This window comes from Rhizobium sp. SG2393, assembly GCF_042610495.1.
Classification (GTDB): Bacteria; Pseudomonadota; Alphaproteobacteria; order Rhizobiales; family Rhizobiaceae; genus RU20A.
The window spans coordinates 1-24,223 of the sequence record NZ_JBHGAP010000015.1; the positions used below are offsets into that span (position 1 = coordinate 1).

Annotated in this window: 21 protein-coding genes and 1 pseudogene; 7 read left to right on the forward strand and 15 right to left on the reverse strand. The window is 60.0% G+C overall.

The genetic code is table 11. The features are described from left to right. Nucleotides 1-1,093: ISL3 family transposase (locus ACED18_RS20295; protein WP_377295418.1), on the reverse strand; the 1,093-nt coding region annotated here is incomplete at its 3' end. A gap of 478 nt (nt 1,094-1,571) precedes the next feature. Between ACED18_RS20295 and ACED18_RS20300 the strand changes: the two genes are divergently transcribed. The 5 genes from ACED18_RS20300 (at nt 1,572) to ACED18_RS20320 (ending at nt 9,180) form a co-directional block, all read left to right on the forward strand. Continuing rightward, the gene (locus tag ACED18_RS20300) at nt 1,572-3,467 is read left to right on the forward strand and encodes a putative bifunctional diguanylate cyclase/phosphodiesterase (protein WP_377295436.1); all 1,896 of its coding nucleotides are present in this window, start codon (nt 1,572-1,574) and stop codon (nt 3,465-3,467) included. Between the two features lie 41 nt (nt 3,468-3,508). Next, nucleotides 3,509-5,101 carry a methyl-accepting chemotaxis protein gene (locus ACED18_RS20305; protein WP_377295419.1) on the forward strand — a complete coding sequence of 531 codons (1,593 nt, stop codon included), beginning with the start codon at nt 3,509-3,511 and terminating at the stop codon, nt 5,099-5,101. A gap of 620 nt (nt 5,102-5,721) precedes the next feature. Then, nucleotides 5,722-6,666: a hypothetical protein gene (locus tag ACED18_RS20310; RefSeq protein ID WP_377295420.1), complete on the forward strand. Its 945-nt coding sequence runs from the start codon at nt 5,722-5,724 to the stop codon at nt 6,664-6,666. Between the two features lie 36 nt (nt 6,667-6,702). Beyond that, nucleotides 6,703-7,527 carry a hypothetical protein gene (locus ACED18_RS20315; protein WP_377295421.1) on the forward strand — a complete coding sequence of 275 codons (825 nt, stop codon included), beginning with the start codon at nt 6,703-6,705 and terminating at the stop codon, nt 7,525-7,527. A gap of 711 nt (nt 7,528-8,238) precedes the next feature. Next, a complete protein-coding gene (locus ACED18_RS20320; protein ID WP_377295422.1) occupies nt 8,239-9,180 on the forward strand; it encodes a LytTR family DNA-binding domain-containing protein in 942 nt (313 codons plus the stop codon). A gap of 177 nt (nt 9,181-9,357) precedes the next feature. Here the strand turns inward: ACED18_RS20320 and ACED18_RS20325 are convergent, their stop codons facing one another. From ACED18_RS20325 to ACED18_RS20390, 14 genes are all read right to left on the reverse strand, one after another. Then, nucleotides 9,358-10,626, reverse strand: a complete 1,269-nt coding sequence (locus tag ACED18_RS20325) for a Zn-dependent hydrolase (RefSeq protein WP_377295423.1) — start codon at nt 10,624-10,626, stop codon at nt 9,358-9,360. Next, complete coding sequence (locus tag ACED18_RS20330; protein WP_377295437.1) at nt 10,623-11,456, reverse strand: BtpA/SgcQ family protein; 834 nt, start codon at nt 11,454-11,456, stop codon at nt 10,623-10,625. The genes ACED18_RS20325 and ACED18_RS20330 overlap by 4 nt, the downstream gene beginning before the upstream one ends. A gap of 22 nt (nt 11,457-11,478) precedes the next feature. Then, the gene (locus ACED18_RS20335; RefSeq protein WP_377295424.1) at nt 11,479-12,366 is read right to left on the reverse strand and encodes a PfkB family carbohydrate kinase; all 888 of its coding nucleotides are present in this window, start codon (nt 12,364-12,366) and stop codon (nt 11,479-11,481) included. Between the two features lie 10 nt (nt 12,367-12,376). Then, entirely contained in the window at nt 12,377-13,141 is a 765-nt protein-coding gene (locus tag ACED18_RS20340) for a glutamine amidotransferase (RefSeq protein WP_377295425.1), read from the reverse strand. Nucleotides 13,142-13,168: 27 nt separating this feature from the next. Then, on the reverse strand, nt 13,169-14,260 hold the full coding sequence (locus tag ACED18_RS20345; RefSeq protein WP_377295426.1) for a phosphotriesterase: 1,092 nt from the start codon (nt 14,258-14,260) through the stop codon (nt 13,169-13,171). Nucleotide 14,261: 1 nt separating this feature from the next. Beyond that, complete coding sequence (locus ACED18_RS20350) at nt 14,262-15,272, reverse strand: ABC transporter permease (RefSeq protein WP_377295427.1); 1,011 nt, start codon at nt 15,270-15,272, stop codon at nt 14,262-14,264. Continuing rightward, nucleotides 15,269-16,066: an ATP-binding cassette domain-containing protein gene (locus ACED18_RS20355; protein ID WP_377295428.1), complete on the reverse strand. Its 798-nt coding sequence runs from the start codon at nt 16,064-16,066 to the stop codon at nt 15,269-15,271. The genes ACED18_RS20350 and ACED18_RS20355 overlap by 4 nt, the downstream gene beginning before the upstream one ends. Nucleotides 16,067-16,137: 71 nt before the next feature. Then, on the reverse strand, nt 16,138-17,079 hold the full coding sequence (locus ACED18_RS20360) for a substrate-binding domain-containing protein (RefSeq protein WP_377295429.1): 942 nt from the start codon (nt 17,077-17,079) through the stop codon (nt 16,138-16,140). Between the two features lie 122 nt (nt 17,080-17,201). Further along, nucleotides 17,202-17,822 (reverse strand): cupin domain-containing protein, encoded by a 621-nt coding sequence (locus ACED18_RS20365; RefSeq protein WP_377295438.1) that lies wholly within the window; start codon nt 17,820-17,822, stop codon nt 17,202-17,204. A 209-nt stretch (nt 17,823-18,031) separates the two neighbouring features. Further along, nucleotides 18,032-19,717 (reverse strand): alkaline phosphatase family protein, encoded by a 1,686-nt coding sequence (locus ACED18_RS20370; protein WP_377295430.1) that lies wholly within the window; start codon nt 19,715-19,717, stop codon nt 18,032-18,034. Then, on the reverse strand, nt 19,714-20,463 hold the full coding sequence (locus ACED18_RS20375; protein WP_377295431.1) for an ABC transporter permease: 750 nt from the start codon (nt 20,461-20,463) through the stop codon (nt 19,714-19,716). Before ACED18_RS20375 ends, ACED18_RS20370 begins: the two co-directional genes overlap by 4 nt. After that, nucleotides 20,460-21,233 (reverse strand): ABC transporter permease, encoded by a 774-nt coding sequence (locus tag ACED18_RS20380; protein ID WP_377295432.1) that lies wholly within the window; start codon nt 21,231-21,233, stop codon nt 20,460-20,462. Before ACED18_RS20380 ends, ACED18_RS20375 begins: the two co-directional genes overlap by 4 nt. A gap of 6 nt (nt 21,234-21,239) precedes the next feature. Continuing rightward, nucleotides 21,240-22,034 carry an ABC transporter ATP-binding protein gene (locus ACED18_RS20385; protein ID WP_377295433.1) on the reverse strand — a complete coding sequence of 265 codons (795 nt, stop codon included), beginning with the start codon at nt 22,032-22,034 and terminating at the stop codon, nt 21,240-21,242. Between the two features lie 87 nt (nt 22,035-22,121). Further along, complete coding sequence (locus ACED18_RS20390) at nt 22,122-23,102, reverse strand: ABC transporter substrate-binding protein (RefSeq protein ID WP_377295434.1); 981 nt, start codon at nt 23,100-23,102, stop codon at nt 22,122-22,124. 158 nt (nt 23,103-23,260) lie between these two features. Between ACED18_RS20390 and ACED18_RS20395 the strand changes: the two genes are divergently transcribed. Beyond that, nucleotides 23,261-23,689 (forward strand): MarR family winged helix-turn-helix transcriptional regulator, encoded by a 429-nt coding sequence (locus ACED18_RS20395; protein ID WP_377295435.1) that lies wholly within the window; start codon nt 23,261-23,263, stop codon nt 23,687-23,689. A 123-nt stretch (nt 23,690-23,812) separates the two neighbouring features. Beyond that, nucleotides 23,813-24,087: pseudogene (locus tag ACED18_RS20400) on the forward strand (transposase); the annotation flags it as partial. Nucleotides 24,088-24,223: the final 136 nt, after the last annotated feature.

Consider the following 24,223-nt stretch of genomic DNA (forward strand, 5'->3'; position numbering starts at 1 on the left):
CATGGAATCCCTGGCGAGTCAGCTCTCGCCACAACTGTGTGCCATTGCGGTGACCGGCACTCCATTGAGCATCGAGCCATGGGAGATAAACTTCAAGCGAGTTCTCTCGCACGCGGAACACGTCGGAGCGCTGACCGCGTAGCACCTGCCTGACGAGGCCACGACTGTGCCCGGTGCGACGAACGATTTCTTTGATTGCAACACCGGACTTGGCCAAGTCCAAAATGACGGCGTTCGTGTCTTCTCGATGAAGATATCCCTGATATTGGATCCGCTCGGCGGCCGTCAGCAGGTCCGGGTTGATCGTTGCGGACCCGATCGCTGTTCTGATCTGCCGCATGGATTTGCGGACAGCATCGAGGAATGCCCGACTGGCATTCTCCATCAAATGCCATCGATCGGTCACTTGGGTTGCCTCAGGCAGTGCCTTGGCTGCAGCAAGGGCGTAGGCGCCACCACGGTCGCGGGCGACAACACTGATCTGTTGCTGATCCGAAAGCCAGGCCTGAGCGGTTGCCGGCTCTCGGTCCGGCAGAAGTGCAATGGTTTTGCGCCGTTCGAGATCGCAGATGATCGTCCCATAGCGCTGGTTGCGCCGCCACGCCCAGTCGTCGATGCCGATCACCGTCGGCGGAACGAAACGTGGGGTTCCGCGCCGTCGGACGACACGCAGCAAGGTGTCGTTGCTGACCGGCATCATCAGTCTGCGGGCGATAATCGCCGCCGGCCGCCCACCCAACGCAAGTCCGAGATGATGGACGATATGATCAAGTCGCGCAGTACGCCGCGCCCACGGCGCCAGGACATCTGTCTCGAAGCGCTCGGTAAAAATCCTTCGACCACACAGCACAGCATGGCAATAGAAACGGCGGGCAGTAATAACCAATCGCACGGACTTCCCCGCGATGGGCAGATCCGTCAGGCGTCGATGATAACGACTGTGTATCCGCTCCGATCTTGTTCCGCAGCCTGGACAACGGCTGGATATGTCAGTCGATCGGACAGTGAGTATGATCGCGTCGCCAGCAGAAGCTGTCTCATCGATGACAAAGCCTCGAGGCACGAGTGCGGAGGGGCGAAGCGAATGAACCATGGCGCTGATTCCTATGCATAACCAACGCCAGCCGACGCCAAGAATTCATCAAAAGTGAGTCAGAGCCAAGTTCGGACGCCGATAGGGGCAACATTCCGCGCCCGTTGACAGCTCAGTTCCGCGCGGACAGCAACACGTCTTCTCCCCGCCCCTACAAGCTGACACCGCATCAGCGTGACGCCGCCTTTTGAAGTGGTGAGAGGCCAAGATGCGCCGAAAGACAATAAAATATCGGATAATTGCATATATATAAATATATCAAGTCTAAAAAATTGTACATTTTGCGAAAACAAGTCTGTTTAAATCCAGTATACGCAGAGAGTCCATCAATTTTTACGATTTGGTAACCGGAAAAATAATCCTTGAAACTGAATAAGAGGCGATCATAAGACAAAGATAGAAAATGCGAACACTTGGGAAGCGATATAAAGTCTATTGCGATTTTGAGGAGCAACAGCTTGACGACGCTTCGGCCCCTATGCGGTCTTCGATCTGCGATGGGGAACCCTCGGCGGTGGTCCAAGCCGGCCAGGAAACTTCAGGCTGGTGGAAGCGAGCAATCGGCTGTCGGCTGGCGAAGACATCGGCAGTCCGTCGTCTCATCGAGTTCATACGCAGAACTCGCCTTTATCGCTCGCAGCCGCCAAGGCAGGCGCCAACGGTCAAGGTTCTCGACGAGGTACAGAATCGCCTCCTGAGGATGATCGACGACATGCCGGTTGCGGTCATGACCGTCGATCCGCAAACCTTCCGCATCACCTATGTCAATGAAACGTCCAAGAATTTGATCCGGACGATCGAGCATCTTCTGCCACTCAAGGCGGGTGAGTTGCTCGGTGCCTCCATTGACGTCTTTCATCGGCACCCCGAGCACCAGCGCCGCATTCTCGCTGATCCTGAAAACCTGCCGCACAATGCGCGGATTTCGCTGGGCTCCGAAGTGCTTGACCTCAAGGTTTCGGCCATCATCGACGACGATGGCAGCTATCTCGGACCCATGCTGACCTGGGCCATCGTCACGAAGGAGGTTCAAGCCGAGCACCGAATTCGCCATCTTGCACATCATGATCCGCTGACGGGTCTCAATAACAGGACCTCATTCAATCAGAAGCTTGAGGAGGCGCTGGCCGATCGCACGTCGTCCACCGGCTTCATGCTTCTCGACATAGACGGCTTCAAGCTGGTCAATGATACCCTTGGTCACAATGTCGGTGACCGGCTGCTGCAGCAGGTTGCGACACGTCTGCGCGGCCTTTGCGACAGTTCGCACGTCACCATCGGGCGGCTCGGCGGTGATGAATTTGCGATCCTTCTACCGGGGTTTGCGCCGGATGAAATCGCGTTCATCGCAAATCGCGTGATCGCCGGGCTTGCGCCACCCTATGAGCTCGCCAGCAATCAACATGTTCTGATAGGAGCCTCGGCTGGAATAGCCATCGCGCCGCTTGACGGGAGTGATGGAGAGACGCTGGCACGGCGTGCCGACCTGGCGCTTTATGCCGCCAAGCAGGCTGGCAAAGGTGTCTGCCGCACTTTCTCGGCAGCCATGGAGCGCAAGATCCACGAAAAGCAAGAGCTGCAGGCTGCACTTCGCCATGCACTGTGTGAAAACGCAGGTCTCTTCGTCTTTTACCAACCCATCGTCGATGCGGTCACGGGGAAGATCTGCGCCAGGGAAGCCCTCGTCCGGTGGCATTTGGGCGGCAAGGGCTGGATTGCGCCCGACCAATTCATCCCCATCGCCGAAGAAAGCGACCTGATCGATCTGCTTGGCCAGTTCGTTCTGAACACAGCCTGCGCCGACGCGGTCGCATTCCCATTGGGAGAGCGTGTCGCGGTCAATGTATCCGCGGCCCAGCTTGGCAAAGGCAAGATCACCGGAATGGTGCTGGCGGCCTTGGCACATTCCGGGTTGTCTCCCGACCGGCTTGAAATCGAGGTCACCGAAACTGCCATCCTTGCCGACGAGCACGGAGGCCTCAGTGATTTGCGCCGGATCCAAGAAATGGGCGTGAGAATTGCCCTGGATGACTTTGGCACCGGCTACTCGTCGCTGACGCATCTGTGTTCATTCCCGTTCGACAAGATCAAGATCGACGGATCCTTCGTGCGGACAGCGCTCGATCGACCTGCATCGGCAGCGATCGTGAGTGCCATTGCGGACCTTGGCAAACGACTGGGTGTCGAGACCGTTGCAGAAGGCGTCGAAACGACAGCACATTTTGAGTTCGTCCTGAATCAGGGCTGCAACTCCGTCCAAGGATATCTGCTCGGCCAGCCGGCTCCCCTCGCCCGGGATGCCGCACGCTTGGCGCGTGTCAGAGAGACCGCATCCGTGTGTCGCAGCCCATCTTCGCGCCTCCCCAGAGATTGAATGCTTGCTCAACCCCCTCCCGAAAATCAGTGAGAGCTCCGATGAAAGACCTGAAAGCCCCGCATGCCGCACCGGCAAACAGCACGTTCACCGACGACAACCCCATGCAGACCCTGCAATCGCGCCTCGAATTCATGCAGATGTCGGAAGCGAGTTGTGCCGCAATCCGGTCTCTGAAGGCCATGATTGATCGCGAGCTGCCGATCGGCCTGGACAAGTTCTATGCCCAGGTCCGAAACACACCCCAGACGCGGGCGTTCTTCCGCTCCGAGGGGCACATGACGGCTGCCAAGAGTGCCCAGACCGGCCATTGGACCAATATCTCGAACGGCGATTTCTCGCTGGAGTACCTCACCAAGGTCAAAACCATCGGTACCGTGCATGCCCGGATCGGACTCGAGCCGCAATGGTATATCGGCGGCTATGCGGTGGTTCTGGACCATCTCATCCAGAGTGCGATTGAAGAGCACTTTCCCAAGCCGGGCTGGTTCAGGGGCAAAGGGGGCATGTCGTCGGTAGATTTCGGCAAGGCCTTGGGAAGCCTTGCAAAGGCCGTGCTGCTCGACATGGATCTTGCAATCTCCGTCTACCTCGAGGAAGCGGAGAAGGCGAAGAAGCAGGCTCAGGCAGAAGCCATCACCGGGGAGCAGGAACTGGTCAAGGAGAGTTTCGGTCGCGTCATCACCGATCTCTCACGCAAGGATCTGACGAGCGCGGTCGAAGGTGACTTGCCCGACGCCTACCTCTCATTGAAAGACGAGCTCAATGCCTCGATTGCGACACTTCGAGGCGCGCTGCAAACCGTCGGTCAGAATGTTGCGACGATCGACGCGGCGGCAAATGAGATGAGCAGCGCAGCCAATGATCTCTCTCGCAGGACCGAACAGCAGGCGGCTTCCGTGGAGGAGACCGCCGCCGCGCTGGAACAGATCACCTCGACCGTTCATGCGACGGCAAGGCGGGCAGAAGAAGCCGGGCAACTCGTCTCCCAGTCCCGTCGATATGCGGAGCAGTCCGAAAGCATCGTTCGCAAGGCGATTGCAACCATGGGGGAAATTGAGCGGTCTTCCCGCCAGATCGGCAACATCACGGAGTTGATGGATGAAATCGCCTTCCAGACCAATCTCCTTGCTCTGAACGCCGGTGTAGAAGCCGCGCGGGCCGGCGAGGCGGGCAAAGGGTTTGCCGTCGTTGCGCAGGAAGTCCGCGAACTGGCTCAACGCTCGGCTGCCGCTGCCAAGGAGATCAAGGCGCTTATCACGACCTCTGAAGTGCACGTCAAGTCAGGGGTAGAGTTTGTTGGCGAAACCGGCGCAGCACTGAAAAGCATTGTCGAAAACGTGCAGGAACTCAGTCGCCATGTCGTCGCGATCTCCGACGCGGCGCGTGAGCAGGCCTCCGGCTTGCAATCGATCACCGGCGCGGTCTCCGCCATCGACCAGGGAACGCAGCAAAACGCCGCCATGGTAGAGGAAACGTCCGCCGCGAGCTCCAATCTTGCCTCGGAGGCCGAGCGTCTGAAGGCACTGCTTTCCGACTTTATTCTGGAAGGGCGTTCTGCGCCCCAGGCAGGACATTCGGCGCCCCCGCATCCGGCAGCAGCAAGAGCACACAAGCTGTATATCGTTTCTTGAGGTCGTCAGTCCGCCCCTTGCGTCGCGTTAACAACCTCCTTCACGTCCCAACGCTTCCGGTCGCAGCACCGGAAGCGGATTTCTTCAGCCCCGGCGCGACCTCGAGACGCGATGGGACCTGGAGGCAGGGTCATGGCTTCATCGGCCTTTGCCAGCTTGCCACGACGCCAGTCCCTGAGCGATGTGACCATCCACGTCTCGGCCCTCAAGAGGATGCTTGAGGTCGCCCCCGGCGCGGCGACCGGGTCGCAGACGGTGGGATCGCACGCGCTTCTTCGGGATTCAAAGCCTGGCAGCGTCTCCCCGTTTGCCCTGTATGAGCCGTGCCGGCCTTACCGAAGACAGATAATGATTTGCAAAGGATGGCAGCACGTCCCGTTTCGTACGCCATTCGTCCGTGACGAATTGCCCTGCTTTACCGATTACGAATTTATGCTGCGTTTTGAAATGTTTGGCTGGCGCAGGCGATGCGTTGTTGAGATCCGTAGGATCAGCGAAGACGCGTGAGCGAGACACATCCGCCAGGATCTTCGCGACAACCAGTCATGATCCGACATTCCCAGCAGTCATCCGGTCGACCCACTCATCAGCAGGTCAGCGGCCAGCCGAGACGTAGAGCTATGAAACAGACAAGCGCGGACGAATTTCGTTATCTCTTCATGCCCCAGGCGACTTCGGCCGATATTGTCCATGTCTACGGAAAAGCGTCATCCAGCCGTCCGAGCCACCAGAGTGACGGTCAGGCGCTGCTCAGTGAAGTAAGGCAACTGCGCTGGCAGAATTTTGAGTTGCTGAGCGCCACGCACCTCCATGAAACCCGGGTGGCGATGCGCCATTCGGACGATGTCATTGCATTTCTGCTGCCATCAGACGGGCACGTTGAGGTATCACTGAGGTCGCGAAGGACTTTGAGTACGACCGGCGCGGTCGCGGTCCCACGATCGCACTGCCGCACCATAACGCTGGAACCACGCAAGAGGCAGATACGCCTCAGCATTCCCAGCAGTCGATTTCACCAGCACATCAAGGCGATCCACGGGCAGGCGTTCGGAACGCCGATCCTGTTTGAGGAAACGCCGAAGCTCGATGTCCGAATGCTGGACTACCTCGTCAGCCTGATCGACATCCTCTTTCAGGACGTCGAAAACGCTCGTGTGGGTCCGGGCCTCCTGTCCAAGCGGATCGAGGCTCTCGAAATCTGCCTTCTGGCCGTGTGGCCAAACAGTCTGTGGCCTGAAAATGCCGACAGTACCGCCTGCATTGCGCCCCGCCATGTGCGAGCGGCAATCGGGATGATCCGTGCAGATCCCTTCGCCCAACTCAGCATTCCCGCCCTTACCGGGCTCTGCAACGTCAGCGTCCGGACGCTTCAATATGGCTTCCGTCAGTTCACTTCCCTGTCGATCTCGGAGTTCATAACCCAGGCGCGACTAAGTACAATCCATGCGCGAGCGAGCGATCGGAAATATATCGAAGCCATCAAAGGCAGAATTGGCGTGAAGCCTTTCGGTAAACTCAGCCTGGACTACAAAATCAGATATGGACGGTCCATCGGCGGTCGATGATGCATCGGTGAAATACATTTTCGGGAGCCGAATGTGTTGAACTTCGCGCCAGATATTTCAAGAATTTTCACGCCCGATGATGCCGTCTTCAGCGCTTGCGGATCTCAAGACGATACGCACTTCACATTCAATGTCCGTGAAGAGACCGACAGGGAGGCCGCAGCAGACAAAAGCTCACGGATCGTCTTTGCGCGCGACGGACTGGTTTTCCAGTCATCTGGATCGCAGGTCGATCTCACCGTGCCGCACGACATCATGCGCGAAATCTTCTCAGAGGCCCTCAATCGGCGGGTTTTCTCGATAGCGGTCTTTGAAAGGAATATTGGACATCTTTCGCCCCACATCGAACCGGTTGCAGCGATCCTTCGGCATTTGCTTGCCAAGCTCGATAGTGACGATTACGTCAATGTTCTGGCGACCACGATGCTGCATAACCTCGCCCGGCATGTGGCCTATTCCTGGCCCAGCACGCACAGTGCTGAGCTAAGCTTCTGCGTCGCCAAACGGCCACCGCTCCCGTTACGCATCGCCCTGGACTTCATCTATTTCAGGAGAGGTGTTGTTGAGAGTGTTCATGACGTTGCCGCCCACACCAATGTGGGCCTTCGCGCGCTCGAGATCATGTTCAGCGATTGGCTGGGCATCGGTGTAAAACGCTATTGCAAATCCATCATGCTCAGGATGATCTCCGAGCGATTGCAGACAAATAGCCAGAGGCTGACCCGGCTCGCGTTGGAGTTCGGCGTTTCCAATGTCGGAAGACTGCGCAAGGAATTGACGGAATACGCGGCCTCGGAAACGCATACACCCTATCCCTGGGAAATATACGATCCGAGCCGCCGAATTAGCCGCAGGCTTTGACTACCAGGAAGGCAGAGCCAATTTCGGCAAACCGGCAAGCACGTTTTCGCCTCACGTCATGAGCGTGCCGTTTGCTTGATGTGATCGAGCAGATGACCTCGATCATCTATGAACACCGAAAGGTTTTCGGTGTCGAACCGGGCGGCAGGCTTTTCCGGATGGCCCATCAACCAGAAACGAGACCATCGCCGACTGTCAGGATGAGGATCCCGGCATGCGCCGTTCCGGCGACTTGCGACCGGGGCAGACTGCTGGGCGGATCGTTCAACGATCCAGAAACTGTCCCTTGAGACAATCGCCGCAATGAGCGATGATGCGGGTGTCAGCGAGCCCGCAGAGGCCACCTTGTTTGTTCCCGGCCCAAGCCCGAGCACCGAAGCTGCACCATTCCTGTGGACACGGTCCATTGCACTTGGCCGGATACTGACGATTTCTTCGTGAGTTCTACCGGTGAAACCCGCTGAAACGGGAAGGACGAACACTTGCGTTGAGGGGGCTGTCTCCCCCTGCGGAATGCGCCGAAATTGGCTGCGGATTTGCGTGTTTGGCCTGGCGCCACGCCCATTCCAGCGCGCCCGCGACTATTGTTTGGTGCTAAAGTTCGTGATAGCGCGCCGGACGATAGCGGACCTCATGCTGTGCGTTTTGCATGTCATGCCACCGTGCCACCCAAAAATACCCGATCCAACCTCACGCTGACGAGGTCAGGTGATGCAGAAAGACCGACCGCTGAACATGTTTGACGTTACCCTGATGACAGGCAGGGTCATTTGCCTGTCCCGTCATGAAGTGACGCGTATTTTTCTCCACCCTTGGATCCTTCTGACGTATTCCGGCCTGTCACTGATGACAGTGGCGATGAATCAGCAGCCATGGACACTCGGCATGCCGATGTGGCTCCGGACAGCCATTTACTTCCTGTCCAGTGTCTTCGGGCTATCAGTTGCCTGGCTAACACTCATTGCCCTGTCTTGGGCGGTGACGTGGCGCCTCATTCGCCGGGTCCACTCGATCATTTTCGATCTGACCGGCGCTTTCATGAGCCTTTTCACGACATACTGGCTGGTAAGCTTGCACGGTCGACGACCGGAGTTGATGAGCGCGTCGAGTGCATTCCTCTACGCTTTCTACACCGTCATCATTGTGCATGTGAGTATCTTCTTGTGGAGCGTTGTCATCCCACGCATCCTCTTGCAATTGCGCGCGCAAGACGACGTTGCTGCACCACGTCCAATCAATGCGGGAGGGAACGCGCCGGTCGCCGTTCAGGAAGACGTGACCGTCGCATCACCGCCTCCAGCGGAGAATGCCACCGGTCAAAATGACATGGTGGTCATTGGCGCAAAACGTATTCCGGCATCCTCCATCCTGCATATACGCGCGGAGGGAAACTACGTCAGAATTCACGCTGGACACTCAAGCTATTTCGAGGCCGGGACCCTGAAAGCGGTGCTATCGCAGATGCCCGTTCACCGAGGATTGCGCATCCATAGGAGCCACTGGGTATCCTATTCGGCAATTCGAGATGTGGTCAGCAACGGGCGCGAGCTCAAAGTATCGCTCGTTTCGGGGGTCGACGTGCCGGTGTCCCGGAGCAACCTGGATAAAGTCAGAAATCTTGCCTTCCGCGACCTGAGCGGCGCCGATGGTTGAACTGCAACAATAGGCGATGCGAGGTCCGTCAAAACATATCGCTTTCGTTCTATCGTTAAATTCAGATTGGCATGCTGTCGCATCAACCTGCTTCATCTTTTCGGGTAAGTGGTCACAGCGTGAAGAATCCGCTGAACTGAGGGGGTGGCCGGATATTGATCGGGATGCGGGCCGCCTTCACGTCGTGACCGGCAGTGTTTGCTTCCGGTTTGCGAGATCAAGCGTCACATCGAGAAGGGTTGCAGCGCCTTGCACGATATCATCGGCGGCAACGAATTCTGCCTCGTTGTGACTAATGCCGCCGCGGCAGGGAACGAAGATCATGGCGCTCGGCGCGATGCGGTTCACGAACAAAGCGTCGTGAAATGCTCCCGACGTCATTCGCCGGCAGGCGACGCCATGTGTCTGGCAGGCAGTTTCGATCGCAGCCGTCAGCACCGGCTCAAACACGCCGGGCGCCATGTCGAGGCGCGAAGCGATCTCCAGGGAGCAATTCCACCGCTCTGCCGCCATGGCGCATGTGGTGCGCACCTGTTTCTCGATATCCGCAAGCGAGGTTCTTTCCGGATGGCGGATATCGATCGTAAAGGTCACCCGTCGGGGGATGACGTTGATCGAGCCGGGCTCCAGCAAAAGGCGTCCAACGGTCAGCCGCGCCTGCGGGTCGGCCACCATGACAGTGGCCTGCAAGGCCCCAATTGCCTCCGCTGCCGCCGCCATTGCATCCTTGCGGAATTCCCGGGGCGTGGTTCCGGCATGCGCGGCCTCGCCGGTAAAGGTGACCTCCAGCCATTTCGTCCCCTGAACGGCGGTGACCACGCCGATGGGAACACCCTCGCGCTCTAGCACAGGTCCCTGCTCGATATGCAGCTCGATGAAGGCGAAGACCTCCGGTCGCGCGTGCCGCATCATTGCCTCCGGAAGGGCATCGAGCGTGGCCGCGAGATCCTGCTCCAAGTAAGTACCGTCGGGAGCTCTCGCAGCGTTCCATTCACGGATGGCATGCACGCCCGCAAAGACCATGGACCCCATGCATCCGGGAGCAAAACGGCTACCCTCCTCATTGGTGAAGGCCACCACCTCGATGGGTCGTACGGTCGCGATGCCGGCATCCTCGATCGCCTCCAGCACCTCGAAGGCGCTGAGGGTGCCGAGCGCTCCGTCGAAGCGTCCGCCGGTGGGCTGGCTGTCCAGATGGCTGCCGATCAGCACCGCGGGCAGATCGTCATGGCTGCCGCGTCGACGAACAAAGAGATTGGCCGCCTCGTCCTGGAAGATCGAAAAGCCGCGCGCCTGTGCCCGCTCAGCCAGGAGCCTGCGAGCGGCGCGGTCCTCCGGGCTCAGCGCCTGCCGGTTGACGCCCCCGGCCGGCGTGGCACCGATAGCCGCGAACTCGGCAAGCGAGCGCAGAAGCCGGGAGCCGTTGACCGAAGCGGAAAAACTCATCGATGCAGGCCTGCGATGAAGCGGGTCACGCGCTCGGGCTCCACGGCATTCCACCATACACCATCGTATTTCAGCGCACTCGCGATGATGACGCCATCCGCGACGGAGAGGATGTCGTTGGCGTTTTCGTGGGTCACGCCGCTGCCAACCAGAGTCGGAAGGGATGCGGCCTCCCTGATCATGCCGATGTAACCGAGGTCGGCCGCGTGCCCGGTGCGCTGTCCAGTGGCGATGATGACGTCTGCGTCGAAGAAGACGAGATCCTTGACCTGCTCTTCGACTGGTCGGTCTGCGACGATGGCATGGGCCCCGTGTTTAACGTGCGCATCGGCAAAGATGCGGATACCGCGAGCGCGAAGATGGGCACGGTAGCGCATGGCACGGGCCGATTCTCCCTCCACGATGCCCTCGTTGGCGACATAGGCGTTGGCCCACTGATTGACCCGGATGAAGGAGGCGGAAGAGGCCGAGGCGATGGCAAGCGCCGGGATCGCGGCATTGGCCAGCACATTGATGCCGATCGGGCGGCCAAGCTCGCGGCGGATGCGGTCAGCGACGACTGCCATATGCGCCGAGGTCTCGTGACCGATGTCATCAGGTTTCAGGAACGGAACGTCACCGTGATTTTCGACGATCACCGCATCGCAGCCGCCGTGGAGATAGGCCTTCGCATCGGAAAGCCCACGCTCGTAGATCGCCTCCACGCCCTCATCGTCATAGCGCGGCGCGCCCGGAAGCGGCATCAGATGCACGACGCCGATGATCGGCTTGTCGCGGCCGAAGAGGCTCTTCAGCACTGTATTGTCCTGTCGTCCGATGGGGTTGCTCATGGTGTTCACGCGATGTCCGGTTTCAGGGAGAGATCAGGGCGGCGAGTTCAGCCCGCGAGGGAAAAGCAGCCAGTGTTCCGGTGCGGCTGACAGAAAGTGCCGCCGCGGCACTGGCGGCGTCGGCGGCACGCGCCAATGGCAGGCCGCGATGCAGAAGCCCGGCAAGGGTTCCGGCGAAGCAGTCACCGGCGCCGCTCGTATCGACCACGTCGACGGGACGGGACGGGATGTTGAGGGCCGCCGGGCCGTCCAGCACAAGTGCACCGTCGCCGCCGAGCGTGATCACGACCTGGTCGATGCCAAGCGCGCGCAGCCGTTCGGCCGCCGCTCGCGGATCGCCCTCCCCTGTCAGCCTTTCCGCCTCAGGGCGGTTGGCAATGAGAACAGAGACGCTGTCGAGTTCAATGTCGACGGACGGCAGCGGACTGGGGTTGACCACCGTGAAGAGGCCAGCCGCCCGTGCCTGCCGTAGGCAGGAGGCCGTGACCGATGCTTGTAGATTGCCCTGCATCAGCAGCATGTCGCCCTTCTTGAAGGCCTTGGTCAGCATGCCCTCGCGGAGGGGGTCGAAGGCGGTTGCACAGGAGGCAGCCGTCACGATGACGTTTTCGCCCCGCCCATCCACAAGCACGACAGAGCGATCGCTCGGCAGGTCGAGGCGTGACAGGCGAAGGTCCTCGAGTTCGGTCGAGAGCAGATCCTGCATGCGGTCTGCCGCACCATCCCGACCCACCGCAGCCCAGAGGGTAACGGCAGCGCCGGTGCGCGCCGCTGCAACAGCTTGATTTGCGCCCTTCCCGCCCAGTCCCTCGTCGATGGCATCCGCGTTCAACGTCTCGCCCGGCTGCGGAAGGCGCATCAGGTGAAAGCTGCTGTCTACGCAGACATTGCCGACGACGTGGATGGCCATGGCGATAGGCTCAGTCCGTCGCCCAGGCGAGCATCTGCTCGAAAAGGGTCTTGTATCCTGACCAGGCGATGAACTCCGGCGGCAGCCAGTGCGGTCCGACATCCGACGTCCAGACCAGCGTACGACCCTCGCCATAGGTGCCGGTGACCAAAAGCGGCAGCGAGCCGTACTCGGTCGAGACCGTCATGATCTGCTCGGCACCGTCCTTCAGCGTCACTTCGTTGAAACCGAGCAGATAGGGGAACTCGCCGGAAATGCCCTTGAGGATCGGATGGCTGGCATCACCGGAGACGACAGGCGTGAAACCCTCGGGCACCTCGACACGATCGTCGAAGGCGAGGCAGGAGACGGGCAGAACCTCTTCCACGGCCGTGTTGCGGAAGCGCGCACCGCCATTAATGCCCTGGAAGGAGTAGTAGCCGCCGAACATCAGCAGTGCGCCTCCCTTGGCCACATATTCCTTCAAGAGCTTCAGGCGGTTTGGGGTGCGCTTGGAATGGATCCAGGTGTCGGGGTGCAGCAGCAGCGTGTTGGCGCCAATATCCGACAGGACGATTGCGTCATAGGCCTGCAGGCCTTCGAGCGTCATCGGGAAATCGCGCTGCGCCTCATGGGCAGGCATGAAGGTCACGTCGAAGGGGCTGTCCTTCAGCGCCTTCAGAAGTTCGTCCGCGCCAGTGTGGTAGGTGACGGTCGGAAACTGGTCGAAGCCCTTGATATGGGTTGCGGTCGACACCCAGGACTCGCCGGCGAGCAGCACTTTTTTCTTGGTCATGGAAACTCCCTGAAGGATGGCCGGGGCTCAGCGCCCGGCGGAAAAGACGGTTTTGGGATTTTCGACCAGCATGCGGTCGATGGCGGCCTGGTCCACGCCGTGGCGTTTCAGGCGCGGCAGGAAATGCTTGAGGATGTAGCCGTAGCCAAAGCCGCCGTAGCGGGTCAGCATGATCTTCAGGAACACATCCTGCGAGAGCAGCAGCCTGTCGGTAAAACCCTTGTCGACAAGGGTGGCGATGGCGCGCGCATTCTGCTCGTCGGAAGGCGATTGCGCGTCCTGATCGGCGTAATAATAGTCCATGCCGATCATGTCGTATTCGAGGAAGGCACCGCGCCGGGCGAGTGCCATCTGGTAATCGAGATCGTCATGGCTCGGGTTCATGTGGCAGAGCACGGTGTGGCGAAGATCCGCGCCCTCCTCCTCAATGACATCGAGAACGCGATGGGCCAGTCGTTCCCAGCCCGGCAGGTGAATGGAGAGCGGCAGGCCGGTGAGACGCGAGGCGCGGGCCGAGGCGCGCAGAGACTTCTCCTCTTCCGCCGTGAAGTGGCGGCTGACGCCGACCTCGCCGATGATGCCGGCCATGATCTCGGGCTGGGTTTCCCCGCCCCCGACATCGTTGACGATGAAGGCGGTGACCTCGTCCACATCCATCGCCTTCAGCCAGTCGGGATGGGTGTGCTCGAGATAGAAGCCCGTGCCCATGATGATGCGCAGACCCGACATGCGGGCGATGCGGGCAAGGCCTTCGGCATCGCGACCGATACCGAAATTGGTGGTCTCGACGACCGTGCAGCCGCCGAGCGCCTGGAACCGCTTCAGTTCGCTGAGCGCGAGATTGCCATCATCCAGCGAGACATTGTCGCGGTTCATGTAGGGGTTCATGCGCAGCTCGCCGATGATCTCCATGGAGATTTTCTGCTCGGCAATCGCCTTCTCATCCGGATGGCAGGGGCAGATCCAGCTGCGTGCGCCATCGAGAAAGATGTGCTCATGCATCAACGTGATGCCGAGGTCATCGACCGGAACGGGCCCTGTGACCGTCATGGCGCAGCCGGTCGACACTCCGATCGGGTGACGCGGGCGCTGAGCGTCGTCAAACAGGTGATCCAGCATCTCAACGCCCCTTCGCCCCGCCCCGGAACAGGCGGAAATTCAGCCAGATGGCAACGAGAATAATGAAGCCGGTGACGATCGGCGTGAAGAAGGGCGACAGGTGCGACAGGATCAGCCCGTTGGCGAGAACCGCGACGGTCAAGGCGCCGAGGATCGTTCCAGCCAGCGAACCGCGCCCGCCGAAGAGGCTGGTGCCGCCAAGAACCACCGCCGCGATGACGTCCAGCTCGAAGCCCTGTCCTGCATTGGACGAGCCGGACCCGAGACGGGCCGAAAGGATGATGCCGGCCGCGGCCGCAGCCGTACCCGAGAGGACATAGACCCACAGGATGATGCGTTTGGTGTTGACGCCGGCACGGCGCGTGGCTTCGTTGTTGGCCCCGACCCCGGTCACATAGCGGCCGAAATGCGTTTCGTTGAAGACCAGATAGGCGATGGCGAGAACGGCGACCGCGATCAGCGCCGGCGCGGGAATGCCGAACACCCAGGCCCGGCCGATCAGAACGAAGGGGCTCGTCGGCTCGATGGGGATGGAGTAGCCGCCGGTGATCAGCAGCGCGAAGCCGCGAATGACCGAAAGACCGGCGAGCGTCACGATGAAGGCGGGAATGCGCTCATAGGCAATGAAATAGCCCTGGATGACGCCGACCAGCGCGCCAAGCGCCAGCATCAGCAGGATGGCGAAGGGCCAGGGAATGCCGGCCTGCAGCGCGGCCGCCGAGAGCGTGGCCGTCAAGGCAAGGACGGACCCCACCGACAGGTCGATGCCACCCGTGGTGATGACGAAGGTCATGGCAGCCGCCACGATCAGGAGCGGGGCGGACTGCCTGATAATGTTGAGCAGGTTCGGGGCCGTCAGGAAGGCGTCTGTCGTCAGCGAGAAGAAAATGCAGCAGGCGATGAAGAACAGGCCGATCGACATGACGCCGCCATTGGCGATGGCCTTGTCGAGAAGCGTCGCATCGCGCATGCGCGGGGCATGGCCGGCATAGGCATTGGGTTCGGAGCTCATGCGGACAGGCTCCTTTCAGCCTGATGGCCTGCGGACCGGGCAGCGAACTTGCGCCCGACGATGAGATTGACGACCTCTTCGATATTGGTGTCCTCAATCCGCCGCTCGGCGACGTTGCGGCCCTCATACATGACCTGAATGCGATCGCAGACGAGGAAGAGGTCCTGCAGGCGGTGGGTGATGAGGATGACCGAGACACCGCGTTTCGAGACGGTGCGGATCAGGTCCAGCACGGCCTCCACCTCGGCGACCGCGAGCGCGGCCGTGGGCTCGTCCATGATCAGGACAGACGGGTTGAACGAGGCGGCGCGGCCGATCGCGATCGACTGGCGCTGGCCGCCGGACAGGTTCTCCACCTTCATGCGCGTATCAGGAATGACGATGCCGAGGTTGGAGAGCATGTCGCGAGCCCGCTCATGCATCAGCTTTTTGTTCAGCACGGGAAAGCCGCCGATGCGGCGCTTTGGTTCGCGACCAAGGAAGAGATTGCCGGCGACATCGATCGTGTCGCAAAGCGCGAGGTCCTGATAGACCATCTCGATGCGGGCGGCCCGCGCATCCGCGGGCGAGGTGAAGGAGACGACCTTGCCGTCGATCTCGATCGTACCGCTGTCCGGAATGACGGCGCCCGAGAGAACCTTGCTGAGGGTGGATTTGCCCGCGCCATTGTCGCCGACAAGACCGAGGACTTCCCCCGGCTTCAGGTCGAGCGACGCATTGTCGAGCGATTTCAGAGCGCCGTAGCGCTTCGATATGCCGGCCAAGCGGACGCGGCTGACGGCAGTGTCGGTCATATGCGATGCCCTTGCTTGGAATGCGACTGCCCGCCTGCTGCGGGGAAACGGGCAGTCGGCGACAGTCCAGCTTACTTGAACATCTCGCGATACTGGTCGACGTTCGCCTTCGTCACGATGGTGACGGGCACGTTGATGATCTTGTCGATCGTCTCGCCCTTCTTCACCTTCATCAGCGCTTCGACGGCAGCCTTGCCTTCACCGGCCGGATCTTGCTGGATGACGGCGGTGACAAAGCCCTGATCAATGCCGTCGATGGCCGACTTCGTCAGATCCCAGCCGAAGACCTTGATGGAGTCCTGACGCCCCTGGCTGGTGACGGCGGAAACGGCGCCGAGCAGCGCGGGCTCGCCCGTGGCATAGAGCGCGTTCATGTCGGGGTTGGCCGTCATGAGGTTCTCGGCAGCCGAAAGCGCAACATCCTGCACATTCTGGCCATCGACCGTGTCGAGGAAGGTGACCTTCTGACCGCCTTCGGAAACCGCAGCCTTGAAGCCATCGAGGCGCTGGTTCTGGATGAACGAGTTGAGAGCGCCGACGACGCCGACCTTGGCTTCACCGCTCATGTCGCTCTTCACGTAGTCGGAGAAGAACTTGCCGATCTCCTTGCCGGCCGCCGTGTTATCGACACCGACGAAGGCGATGTTGTCGCCGTCGGGGATCTGTGCATCGATGGCGATGACCGGAATGCCGGCATTCTTCGCAGCCGTAATGGCCGGCTTCACGCCGTTAACGTCGATGGCGACGAGGATGATGCCGTCGACCTTCTGCGTGATGTAGTTCTCGATCGCGTCATTCTGCGCGGCCGGAACATTGTTGGCATTGAAGATCACCAGGTCCGCGCCGGCAGCCTTGGCAGCCGCCGTCGCGCCGTCATTGATCTGGTTGAAGAACAGCGCCTGCTGGTTGATGGTCACCAGCGCGAAGGTTTCTGCAAAGGCATGGGAGACGCCCGTGGAAAGCGTCATGGCAACGGCTGCGGCGCAGCCGAGAAGATAGCGAGTCCGACCCATTTTTTGGTTCCCCTTGTAGGATGCCTTTTCCGGCATCGATCTGACGGGGAGGAGTATTCAAGTAACTTGAATTCTTGTCAAGCGCCTTGAATTGACCGCAGGAGGCTGGCGCCGAGGTGGCTTCAGAATGTCGGGGGCGTGTTAACCCAGAAGATGGACGCCCGCTCTGTTCCGACATTGCGGTACCAGTGCGCCAGTTCGGAGTTGAAGACGAAACTGTCTCCTGCAGAGAGACGGAACGTCTTTTCCGCGATCATCAGCTCGATTTCACCCACCAGCACATAACCGACTTCTTCGCCCACATGCTGGATCGGCCCGGCGCTTTCCCCGCCCACGTCGATGTGGTGGATATTGCATTGCAGAAGATGCCCCGGCGAATAAGGAATGACCCGCTCCAGCGAAATGCCTTCGCCGCGACGCAAGGGATCAAGCGAAATCAGCGGGCGCTTTCCGGCCCGGAACACGACACTCTCATCGGCATCGGTTTCCTCGAACATCCAGCCTATGTTGGAATCGAGCGCCTGGACCAGCCGATGCAGCATCGGCAGTGAAGGAGACGCCTTGCCGTTCTCGATCTTCGACAACAGGCTTTCCGAACAGTCCGCCGCCAGCGCCAGCGCCTTCAACGTCAGCCCACGCGTCTGCCGCGCAAGCCGGAGACGGGCACCGAGCCTCTGCGGATTTGAATGGATCTTATCCTCTCGCGCGCTGTCGGCGGCAAGAGTAGGATTGGCGATATTCATCGTTGGGTGTTCGCATCTCTTAATCACGCCATTATAGGGGTGCGCTTGAGGACCTGTCCAGTCGAGCACCAGGGGGGGGTCCGAAGGTCAGCCGTGCATAAGCCAAACGGGTGATGTCACGTTATTGGCGGCTCAACGGTTGGTGGCTAATCGGGCGCCATGAATACGTCGGCCATCAGCTACAAGAGCCACCAACCGTTGAGGACCTCTCAAACTGAGAGCTCCCTCTCCTTCGCGCGCGCAGCGTCATGGGCTTTCAGCAGGGCCTGCTGAGCCGCCAGTTCTGCTTCATCCCAATATCCGATGATGACACCCTGTCGCAGCGTAGGGTCTCCGCCTGCCCGCACGAGATCGTCATCGTCGGAGAACCAACTGTCCGGAACCGTCACGCGGTTCCGCCCCGATCGGTACCAGCGCATGATCGCCGCCCTCAACCGCTCGATGACATCGGCCATCTTCGGTTCGTGGCCAATGTCCGCAAGCTCGTTCGGGTCCCGTTCGAGATCGTAAAGCATCGGGCGGAACCCCTCGATATCGATCATCTTGAATCGGCCGTCGGTGATCATCACCATGCGGCTTTGCTGCACGCTCAGGCCAAGCTCGACCCGCGCGCGGTCGGTAGCGAAATCATACTCGGAGACTGCATGGCGGCGAGGCCAGTCGACGGCGTGCTGCCGCATCAGCGGCAGAAGCGAGACACCCTCGAGAACATGAGGCTTCGCTGACCTACCAAAGAAGTCGAGGAAGGTCGGAGCGAGGTCGATCATTTCGACCAGACGGTCACAGACCGTTCCGCGCGTCGCATCGGCAGCCGCAGACGGATCGTAGACGATCAAAGGCACCTTGGCGGAGACATCGTGAAACAGGTATTTCTCTCCGAGCCAGTGATCGCCCAGGTAGTCGCCGTGATCGGAGGTGAACACGATCATGGTCCTGTCGAACAGGCCCTTGCGCTCGAGAAAGTCGAACAGCAGCCCCAGTTGGTCATCGATCTGGCGGATGAGGCCCATATAGGCCGGGATCACGCGTTGACGGACCTCCTCACGAGAGAAATTGCGAGAGTAGCGCTCCCGCGTGAAGGCGGCGTAGACGGGATGTGCATTGTGCAGTTCGTCTTCCGAGCGGATGGCCGGCTGAACATCCTGCGGTCCGAACATGTCGTGATAGGGCTCAGGCACGATATAGGGCCAATGTGGCTTGATATAGGAAAGATGCGCGCACCAGGGCCGCCCTTGCGTCTCCGCTTCTTCAATGAACTCCATGGCGCGACGGGTCATGTAGGGGGTCTCGGAGTCTTCTTCCCGCACGCGGGCGGGCTTGTCCGCATGTGAAAGCAACCACCCATTGAGATTTTCTCCGTTCGGTCCTTCAGCGGAATTTGCCCAGTATTCCCAAGGGCTTTTCCCGTCGAAGCCCCGTTGCCGCAGGTAATTCTGATAGGCAGCGTCCATGGGACCACCATCATCGGGATGTAGCCCATCGTCACGTTCCCAAGGCTCGAAACCGCATTGCGCACTGTGCACACCGATGATCGAAGCGGGATTGATGCCCAGGCGCTCCATGCCCTCCGTGTCAGCCACCATATGGGTCTTTCCCACGAGTACACAGCGAACGCCTATCTCCCGCAGATGATCGCCGAGCGTCGGTTCGCCGACCCGCAACGGCACGCCGTTCTGCGTGGAGCCGTGCGAGCGGACATAGCGGCCGGTATATGCCGACATGCGGGATGGGCCGCAAATTGTAGACTGGACATAGGCGTTGCTGAACCGCACACCGCGGGCGGCCAGGCGGTCGATATTGGGCGTCTTGAGTGTCGGGTGGCCCGTGCAGCCGAGATAATCGAACCGAAGCTGATCGCACATGATCCAGAGAACGTTCATGGGTTTGCTGTTCATTTCAGATTCTCCTGCGATTGGTAGTGCCAGAACAGCCAGCGCTTCTCGAAAGCGAGGATCAGCGCATTCACGACGAGGCCGGTCAGGGATATGAAGAAGATGCCGGCCAGCCCGCCGGCGATGTGGAAGTTCTCCTGCTGCCTTTGCAGAAAGACGCCGATGCCGTCAGTGGCGAGCAGGATTTCGGAGGTGACGGCCACCAGAAGTGCTGCTGCGACCGCAATGCGCACACCTGTCGCGATCATCGGCAGGGCGGCGGGCAGATCGACCCTGACCATTGTTTCGATCGGCCCGAGATGCAGCGACCTTGCCACTAGGTTTGCCATCTCGTTGCGAAGCCTTGACGCTTCAAACGTGTTCATCAGCATCGGAACTCCGGCCGCAAAAAAGATCATGACGATCTTTGCACCTTCACCGGTGCCGGCAAACAGCATGACAAGTGGCACGATCGCCGGCGGCGGCAGGGTCGCGATCATGTCGATCATCGGCTCGAAAAGTTCGGCGATTGACCGCATCCGTCCCAGAAGAATACCGAACGGAATGGTCACGACTGCCGCAAGCATGAAACCGATGCCTGCGCGTTTCAGCGTGACCATCAATTGAGACAGGATGTCGGGCAGGTTACGCCAGATGGCGATGACCACACTCACTGGCCCCGGGAAGAGCGGCGAGTTCTGCCATGCAGCAGCAAGGGCCCAGAGAAAGACAAGGATCAGCGGCAAGAAGACGGGCGCCATTCTCTTCATGCGCGTTCCCTCATCTGCTTGACATGCCATCCGGTCAGTATGCGGCGGGCGAGATTGACCAGCATGGCGAGCAGCATTCCGTTGAGCATGGTCACGAACATCAGGGCGAATGTCTCAGGAATGCGGATGGAGAAGCTTTTCCTGATCAAGAGGAAGCCGATGCCATCGCGGCCTGCCAGCATCTCCGACACGATGACGCCAATCAGGCTGACGGCCGCCGCATAACGAATCCCGGCAAAGATTTGCGGCATGGCCGACGGAAACTTGACGCGAAAGAGGATGGCCAAGGGGGACAGATTGAGCATCCGCGCCGTGAGAATCTGTTCCCTTGGCACGGCGTTCAGGGCCGTCACACCATTGAGGTAGGGGGACCAGACGGCCACGAGAACGATGATGAAAACATACAGCTCGACGCCAAGTCCAAGCATGAAAATCGCCATCGGTACGACGGCCGCCGGCGGGATGGGCTGAAGGAAGCTGGCCACCACGCGGAAGCCACGATCGAAAAACGGGCTCACATTCGAGAGAATGGCGAGCACAACTCCGATGACTGACGCGAGAACGAGGCCGATGATGGCGCGCCCGAGTGTCAGTGCTTCACCCTGGATCAGTTCTCCGGAGAGGAGCATCTGTGCCGCGCCGTGGGCGATTTCCGGCAAGCCGGGAAAGAATTTCTTGGGCACAAGGTCGCTTGCCGCGATCATCTGCCACAATGCCAGGAGGACTAAGGGGGAGAAGAGGCTGCGGAACGGACGGATCATCTCGCGCATCGACAGCTACTCCACAGATCCGGCGCGGAAAGCGCGAATTCGCTCCAGGACTTCGTGTCGCGCCTTCAGGAAGAGACCGTCTTCCCGTGTCGTGATCTGGTCGCGATCCTTCGGCAGTGGAATGTCGATTTGCGTGGCAACCGTCGTCGGACGGCGACTGAGGACGATCACCTTGTCGGCCATGTAGACGGCTTCATCAACGTCATGCGTCACAAGAAGACAGGTCTGCCTGAACTGCTGAGCCAGTCGAAGGATCAGGTCCTGCATGTCGCTGCGCGTTTGCGCATCGACTGCGGCCAGCGGCTCATCGAGTAGGAGAAGGTCGCTCTCGGAGGCTAGGCCTCGCGCGATGGCCACACGCTGCTGCATGCCGCCGGAAAGCTGCCATGGATATCGGTCCGCGAAGTCCCGCAGCCCGACAGCCGCCAACAGTTCATCCGCTCGGTCGTTCCTCGCCTTTCGGCTTCCGGCCGAGGCGCCGCGAATAGCGAAGACCACATTGTCTCTCGCCGTCTTCCATGGAAAGAGAGAGCGGCTGTAGTCCTGGAACACGACAGCCAACCCGCGCGGTGGCGCGTCAATGACCCGCCCACGAAACCGAACTTCGCCTGAATCAGACGATGCAAGTCCAGCCAGAGCCATCAGCAGTGTCGTCTTGCCGCAACCCGAGGGGCCGACAACCGATACAAACTCCCCTTCCCTGACCGTGAAGCTGATCCCGTCAAGGATCGGCAGCCGCGATTGCCCGTGACTATATGCCTTGCGCAGGTCACATACGTCGAGAAACGTCATGTCGTTCATTGGGGCCTCGCCCTGTCTGGACCGCAGAACCTGCCGGTCTCTGCCGGGTCTCGCCGGCAAAGTCCGTCACGCTCTGCATGTTGCCGCTTAGTTGCCGAGATCGCTGGTCAGGTCTTCCGCCGTGACCGGCGAGGAAAGCATGCCGGCCCGCTTCATGGCGTCGAGCAATCGCTGCACCTCCGTCAGATCCACTGAACTGCTCTCGCGCACCACTGGCAGCACGACAGCTTCGGATGCAGCCGGGGTCAGGCCGTCATATTTCTGGGCCGCGGCAGCCAAGGCTGCATGATCCGCGAGAAGCCGCAAGCGCGAGGCCGCTGTGACCTTGGCAAAGGCCCGAACCGCGTTGGCATGTTTTGCCAGATAGGTCTCGGAGGAATAGACCACGTCGGAAAGTCCGGGCTTGGTGAGGTCGGCCAACATGCCTGCTGCGATGCGTACAGCGCCGATGTCCGGATTATTCATGATCGATGCCTGAAACGGGTTGATCACGCAGGCGGAATCGATGACGCCCTGTTGTAACGCCGCCTCCATTTGTGGAAAGGGGAGGACGACGATGCGCAGATCGGACCAGGCCATACCCGCGGCCGCCAGGTGGTCGCGTAAGGCAAGCTCGCAAAGGCCGCCATTGGCGTTGATGGCCATCGTGTGCCCCTTGAGACCCGCGAGATTGGTAATTCCGGACGCTTTCGATGCCACAAATCCGGTGAGAAGCATGTCAGGCGCTTTTTCGTGACCAAGCGCCAGGACAATCTTGATCGGAATCCCGTTCTGGCGCGCGTTGATAGGCGGGATGGACCCGGAATATCCCAAGTCTGCGGCACCCGAGACGAGCGCGGCGACGACGGCCGGACCACCCTGAGCCTCAATGGCTTCAAGGTCGACGCCGGCCCTCTTGTATTCGCCGGCGTCAAGGGCGACCAGAACCGGCAGCATCATGTCGGCCCTGAGATAGGCCAGACGCAGCTTGGTATTTTCAGCGGCCGCCGGAGCGGCCAGCGAAAGAGCGCCGGCGCAGAATAGGGCCGACAATGCCGCAGCGAGGCGGCGGCTTGAGATGCGGATCATGCGTTCGTTCCTTCTGAAAGCTATTGCTTGGCCAATGACAGCGAAACGGCCTTCTGGCCGGCCATTTAGTTGATAAAGTCAACCATTATAATTGATATTGTCAAGCAAATTGTCTTCGGTCACTATGAGCCAACATAGGCCTTTCAGAAAAAGACGGCATGAAAAGCGATATCCGTGAACTCTTCTCCTACCAGCTCGCCTTGCTTACACGAGCCAATGATCGTGATGCGCAAAGTCAGCTGATGGCCGATTGCGGTCTCACCCTCGGAGAGTGGCGCACGCTCTCCGTGATCCATGCTCTGAGCCCCTGCACTTCACGCGCGCTGGCGACGGAAGGTTTTCTCGACTACGGACAGGTCAGTCGAACCGTAAAAATCCTTTCGGATCGGGGACTTATCTCCACCCAACCATCCAAAGAGGATCGCCGGGCAATTCACCTTTCTCTCACGCCCAAGGGAGAGGAACTTCACGAAGCCGTATTCTGCCGTGTCGTTGAGGCTAATAACAGGACCCTGTCTGTCTTGAGTGATGTCGAAAAAGACCAACTGATGGGGCTGATGCGACGACTGTTTGAGACCTTGCAATAAGCGACAATATGCGTTGGCGCCTCTCAATTTGATCCAATTTGATCGTGTCTCAGGAGATGGTGTAGCTGGCGTGGTGGCCATCAGTGTTTTTCCGGTAGGGTCGGGTTGTTGAAGACCAACCTGATGGAAATATCACCGATGACCGACGAGATGATCGGCTTTGCTGCCGAGAAACTGATGGAATTGGAGGTCTGCGCGAAGACCGGCGCTGCCTACGGCGAGAAAAACGCGTTCCGGCTTGCGCAACGTAACGGCTAGCGCGAGCGAGACTGGGAGACGCGTGCCGGGACCGTCGAGCTGCGCATCCCGAAGCTTCGCACCGGCAGCTATTCCCGAGCTTCCGGGAACCGCGCCGCATGGCGGAGAAGGCTCTTACGGCCGTGATCCAAGACGCCTACACTACATCCAGGGTGTGTTTCGGCGTGGAATATTGGCTCTGACGCAATTTTGGTGGTCAGAGTTCTATCCGGCACCAATGACGCGGGCCTGAAGGAGGTCGATTTTCCCTCGGCCGTACATCTGGCGTTTTACAAG

Bases quoted from the DNA above. Each gene is read 5' to 3' on its own strand.
- ACED18_RS20325 (WP_377295423.1), bottom strand. From the start codon at position 10,626: ATGAGTTTTTCCGCTTCGGTCAACGGCTCCCGGCTTCTGCGCTCGCTT.
- ACED18_RS20310 (WP_377295420.1), top strand. From the start codon at position 5,722: ATGAAACAGACAAGCGCGGACGAATTTCGTTATCTCTTCATGCCCCAG.
- ACED18_RS20375 (WP_377295431.1), bottom strand. From the start codon at position 20,463: ATGAAGAGAATGGCGCCCGTCTTCTTGCCGCTGATCCTTGTCTTTCTC.
- ACED18_RS20345 (WP_377295426.1), bottom strand. From the start codon at position 14,260: ATGCTGGATCACCTGTTTGACGACGCTCAGCGCCCGCGTCACCCGATC.
- ACED18_RS20365 (WP_377295438.1), bottom strand. From the start codon at position 17,822: ATGAATATCGCCAATCCTACTCTTGCCGCCGACAGCGCGCGAGAGGAT.
- ACED18_RS20350 (WP_377295427.1), bottom strand. From the start codon at position 15,272: ATGAGCTCCGAACCCAATGCCTATGCCGGCCATGCCCCGCGCATGCGC.
- ACED18_RS20335 (WP_377295424.1), bottom strand. From the start codon at position 12,366: ATGGCCATCCACGTCGTCGGCAATGTCTGCGTAGACAGCAGCTTTCAC.
- ACED18_RS20330 (WP_377295437.1), bottom strand. From the start codon at position 11,456: ATGAGCAACCCCATCGGACGACAGGACAATACAGTGCTGAAGAGCCTC.
- ACED18_RS20390 (WP_377295434.1), bottom strand. From the start codon at position 23,102: ATGATCCGCATCTCAAGCCGCCGCCTCGCTGCGGCATTGTCGGCCCTA.
- ACED18_RS20320 (WP_377295422.1), top strand. From the start codon at position 8,239: ATGCAGAAAGACCGACCGCTGAACATGTTTGACGTTACCCTGATGACA.
- ACED18_RS20380 (WP_377295432.1), bottom strand. From the start codon at position 21,233: ATGCGCGAGATGATCCGTCCGTTCCGCAGCCTCTTCTCCCCCTTAGTC.
- ACED18_RS20360 (WP_377295429.1), bottom strand. From the start codon at position 17,079: ATGGGTCGGACTCGCTATCTTCTCGGCTGCGCCGCAGCCGTTGCCATG.
- ACED18_RS20300 (WP_377295436.1), top strand. From the start codon at position 1,572: ATGCGGTCTTCGATCTGCGATGGGGAACCCTCGGCGGTGGTCCAAGCC.
- ACED18_RS20370 (WP_377295430.1), bottom strand. From the start codon at position 19,717: ATGAACAGCAAACCCATGAACGTTCTCTGGATCATGTGCGATCAGCTT.
- ACED18_RS20355 (WP_377295428.1), bottom strand. From the start codon at position 16,066: ATGACCGACACTGCCGTCAGCCGCGTCCGCTTGGCCGGCATATCGAAG.
- ACED18_RS20305 (WP_377295419.1), top strand. From the start codon at position 3,509: ATGAAAGACCTGAAAGCCCCGCATGCCGCACCGGCAAACAGCACGTTC.
- ACED18_RS20395 (WP_377295435.1), top strand. From the start codon at position 23,261: ATGAAAAGCGATATCCGTGAACTCTTCTCCTACCAGCTCGCCTTGCTT.
- ACED18_RS20385 (WP_377295433.1), bottom strand. From the start codon at position 22,034: ATGAACGACATGACGTTTCTCGACGTATGTGACCTGCGCAAGGCATAT.
- ACED18_RS20340 (WP_377295425.1), bottom strand. From the start codon at position 13,141: ATGACCAAGAAAAAAGTGCTGCTCGCCGGCGAGTCCTGGGTGTCGACC.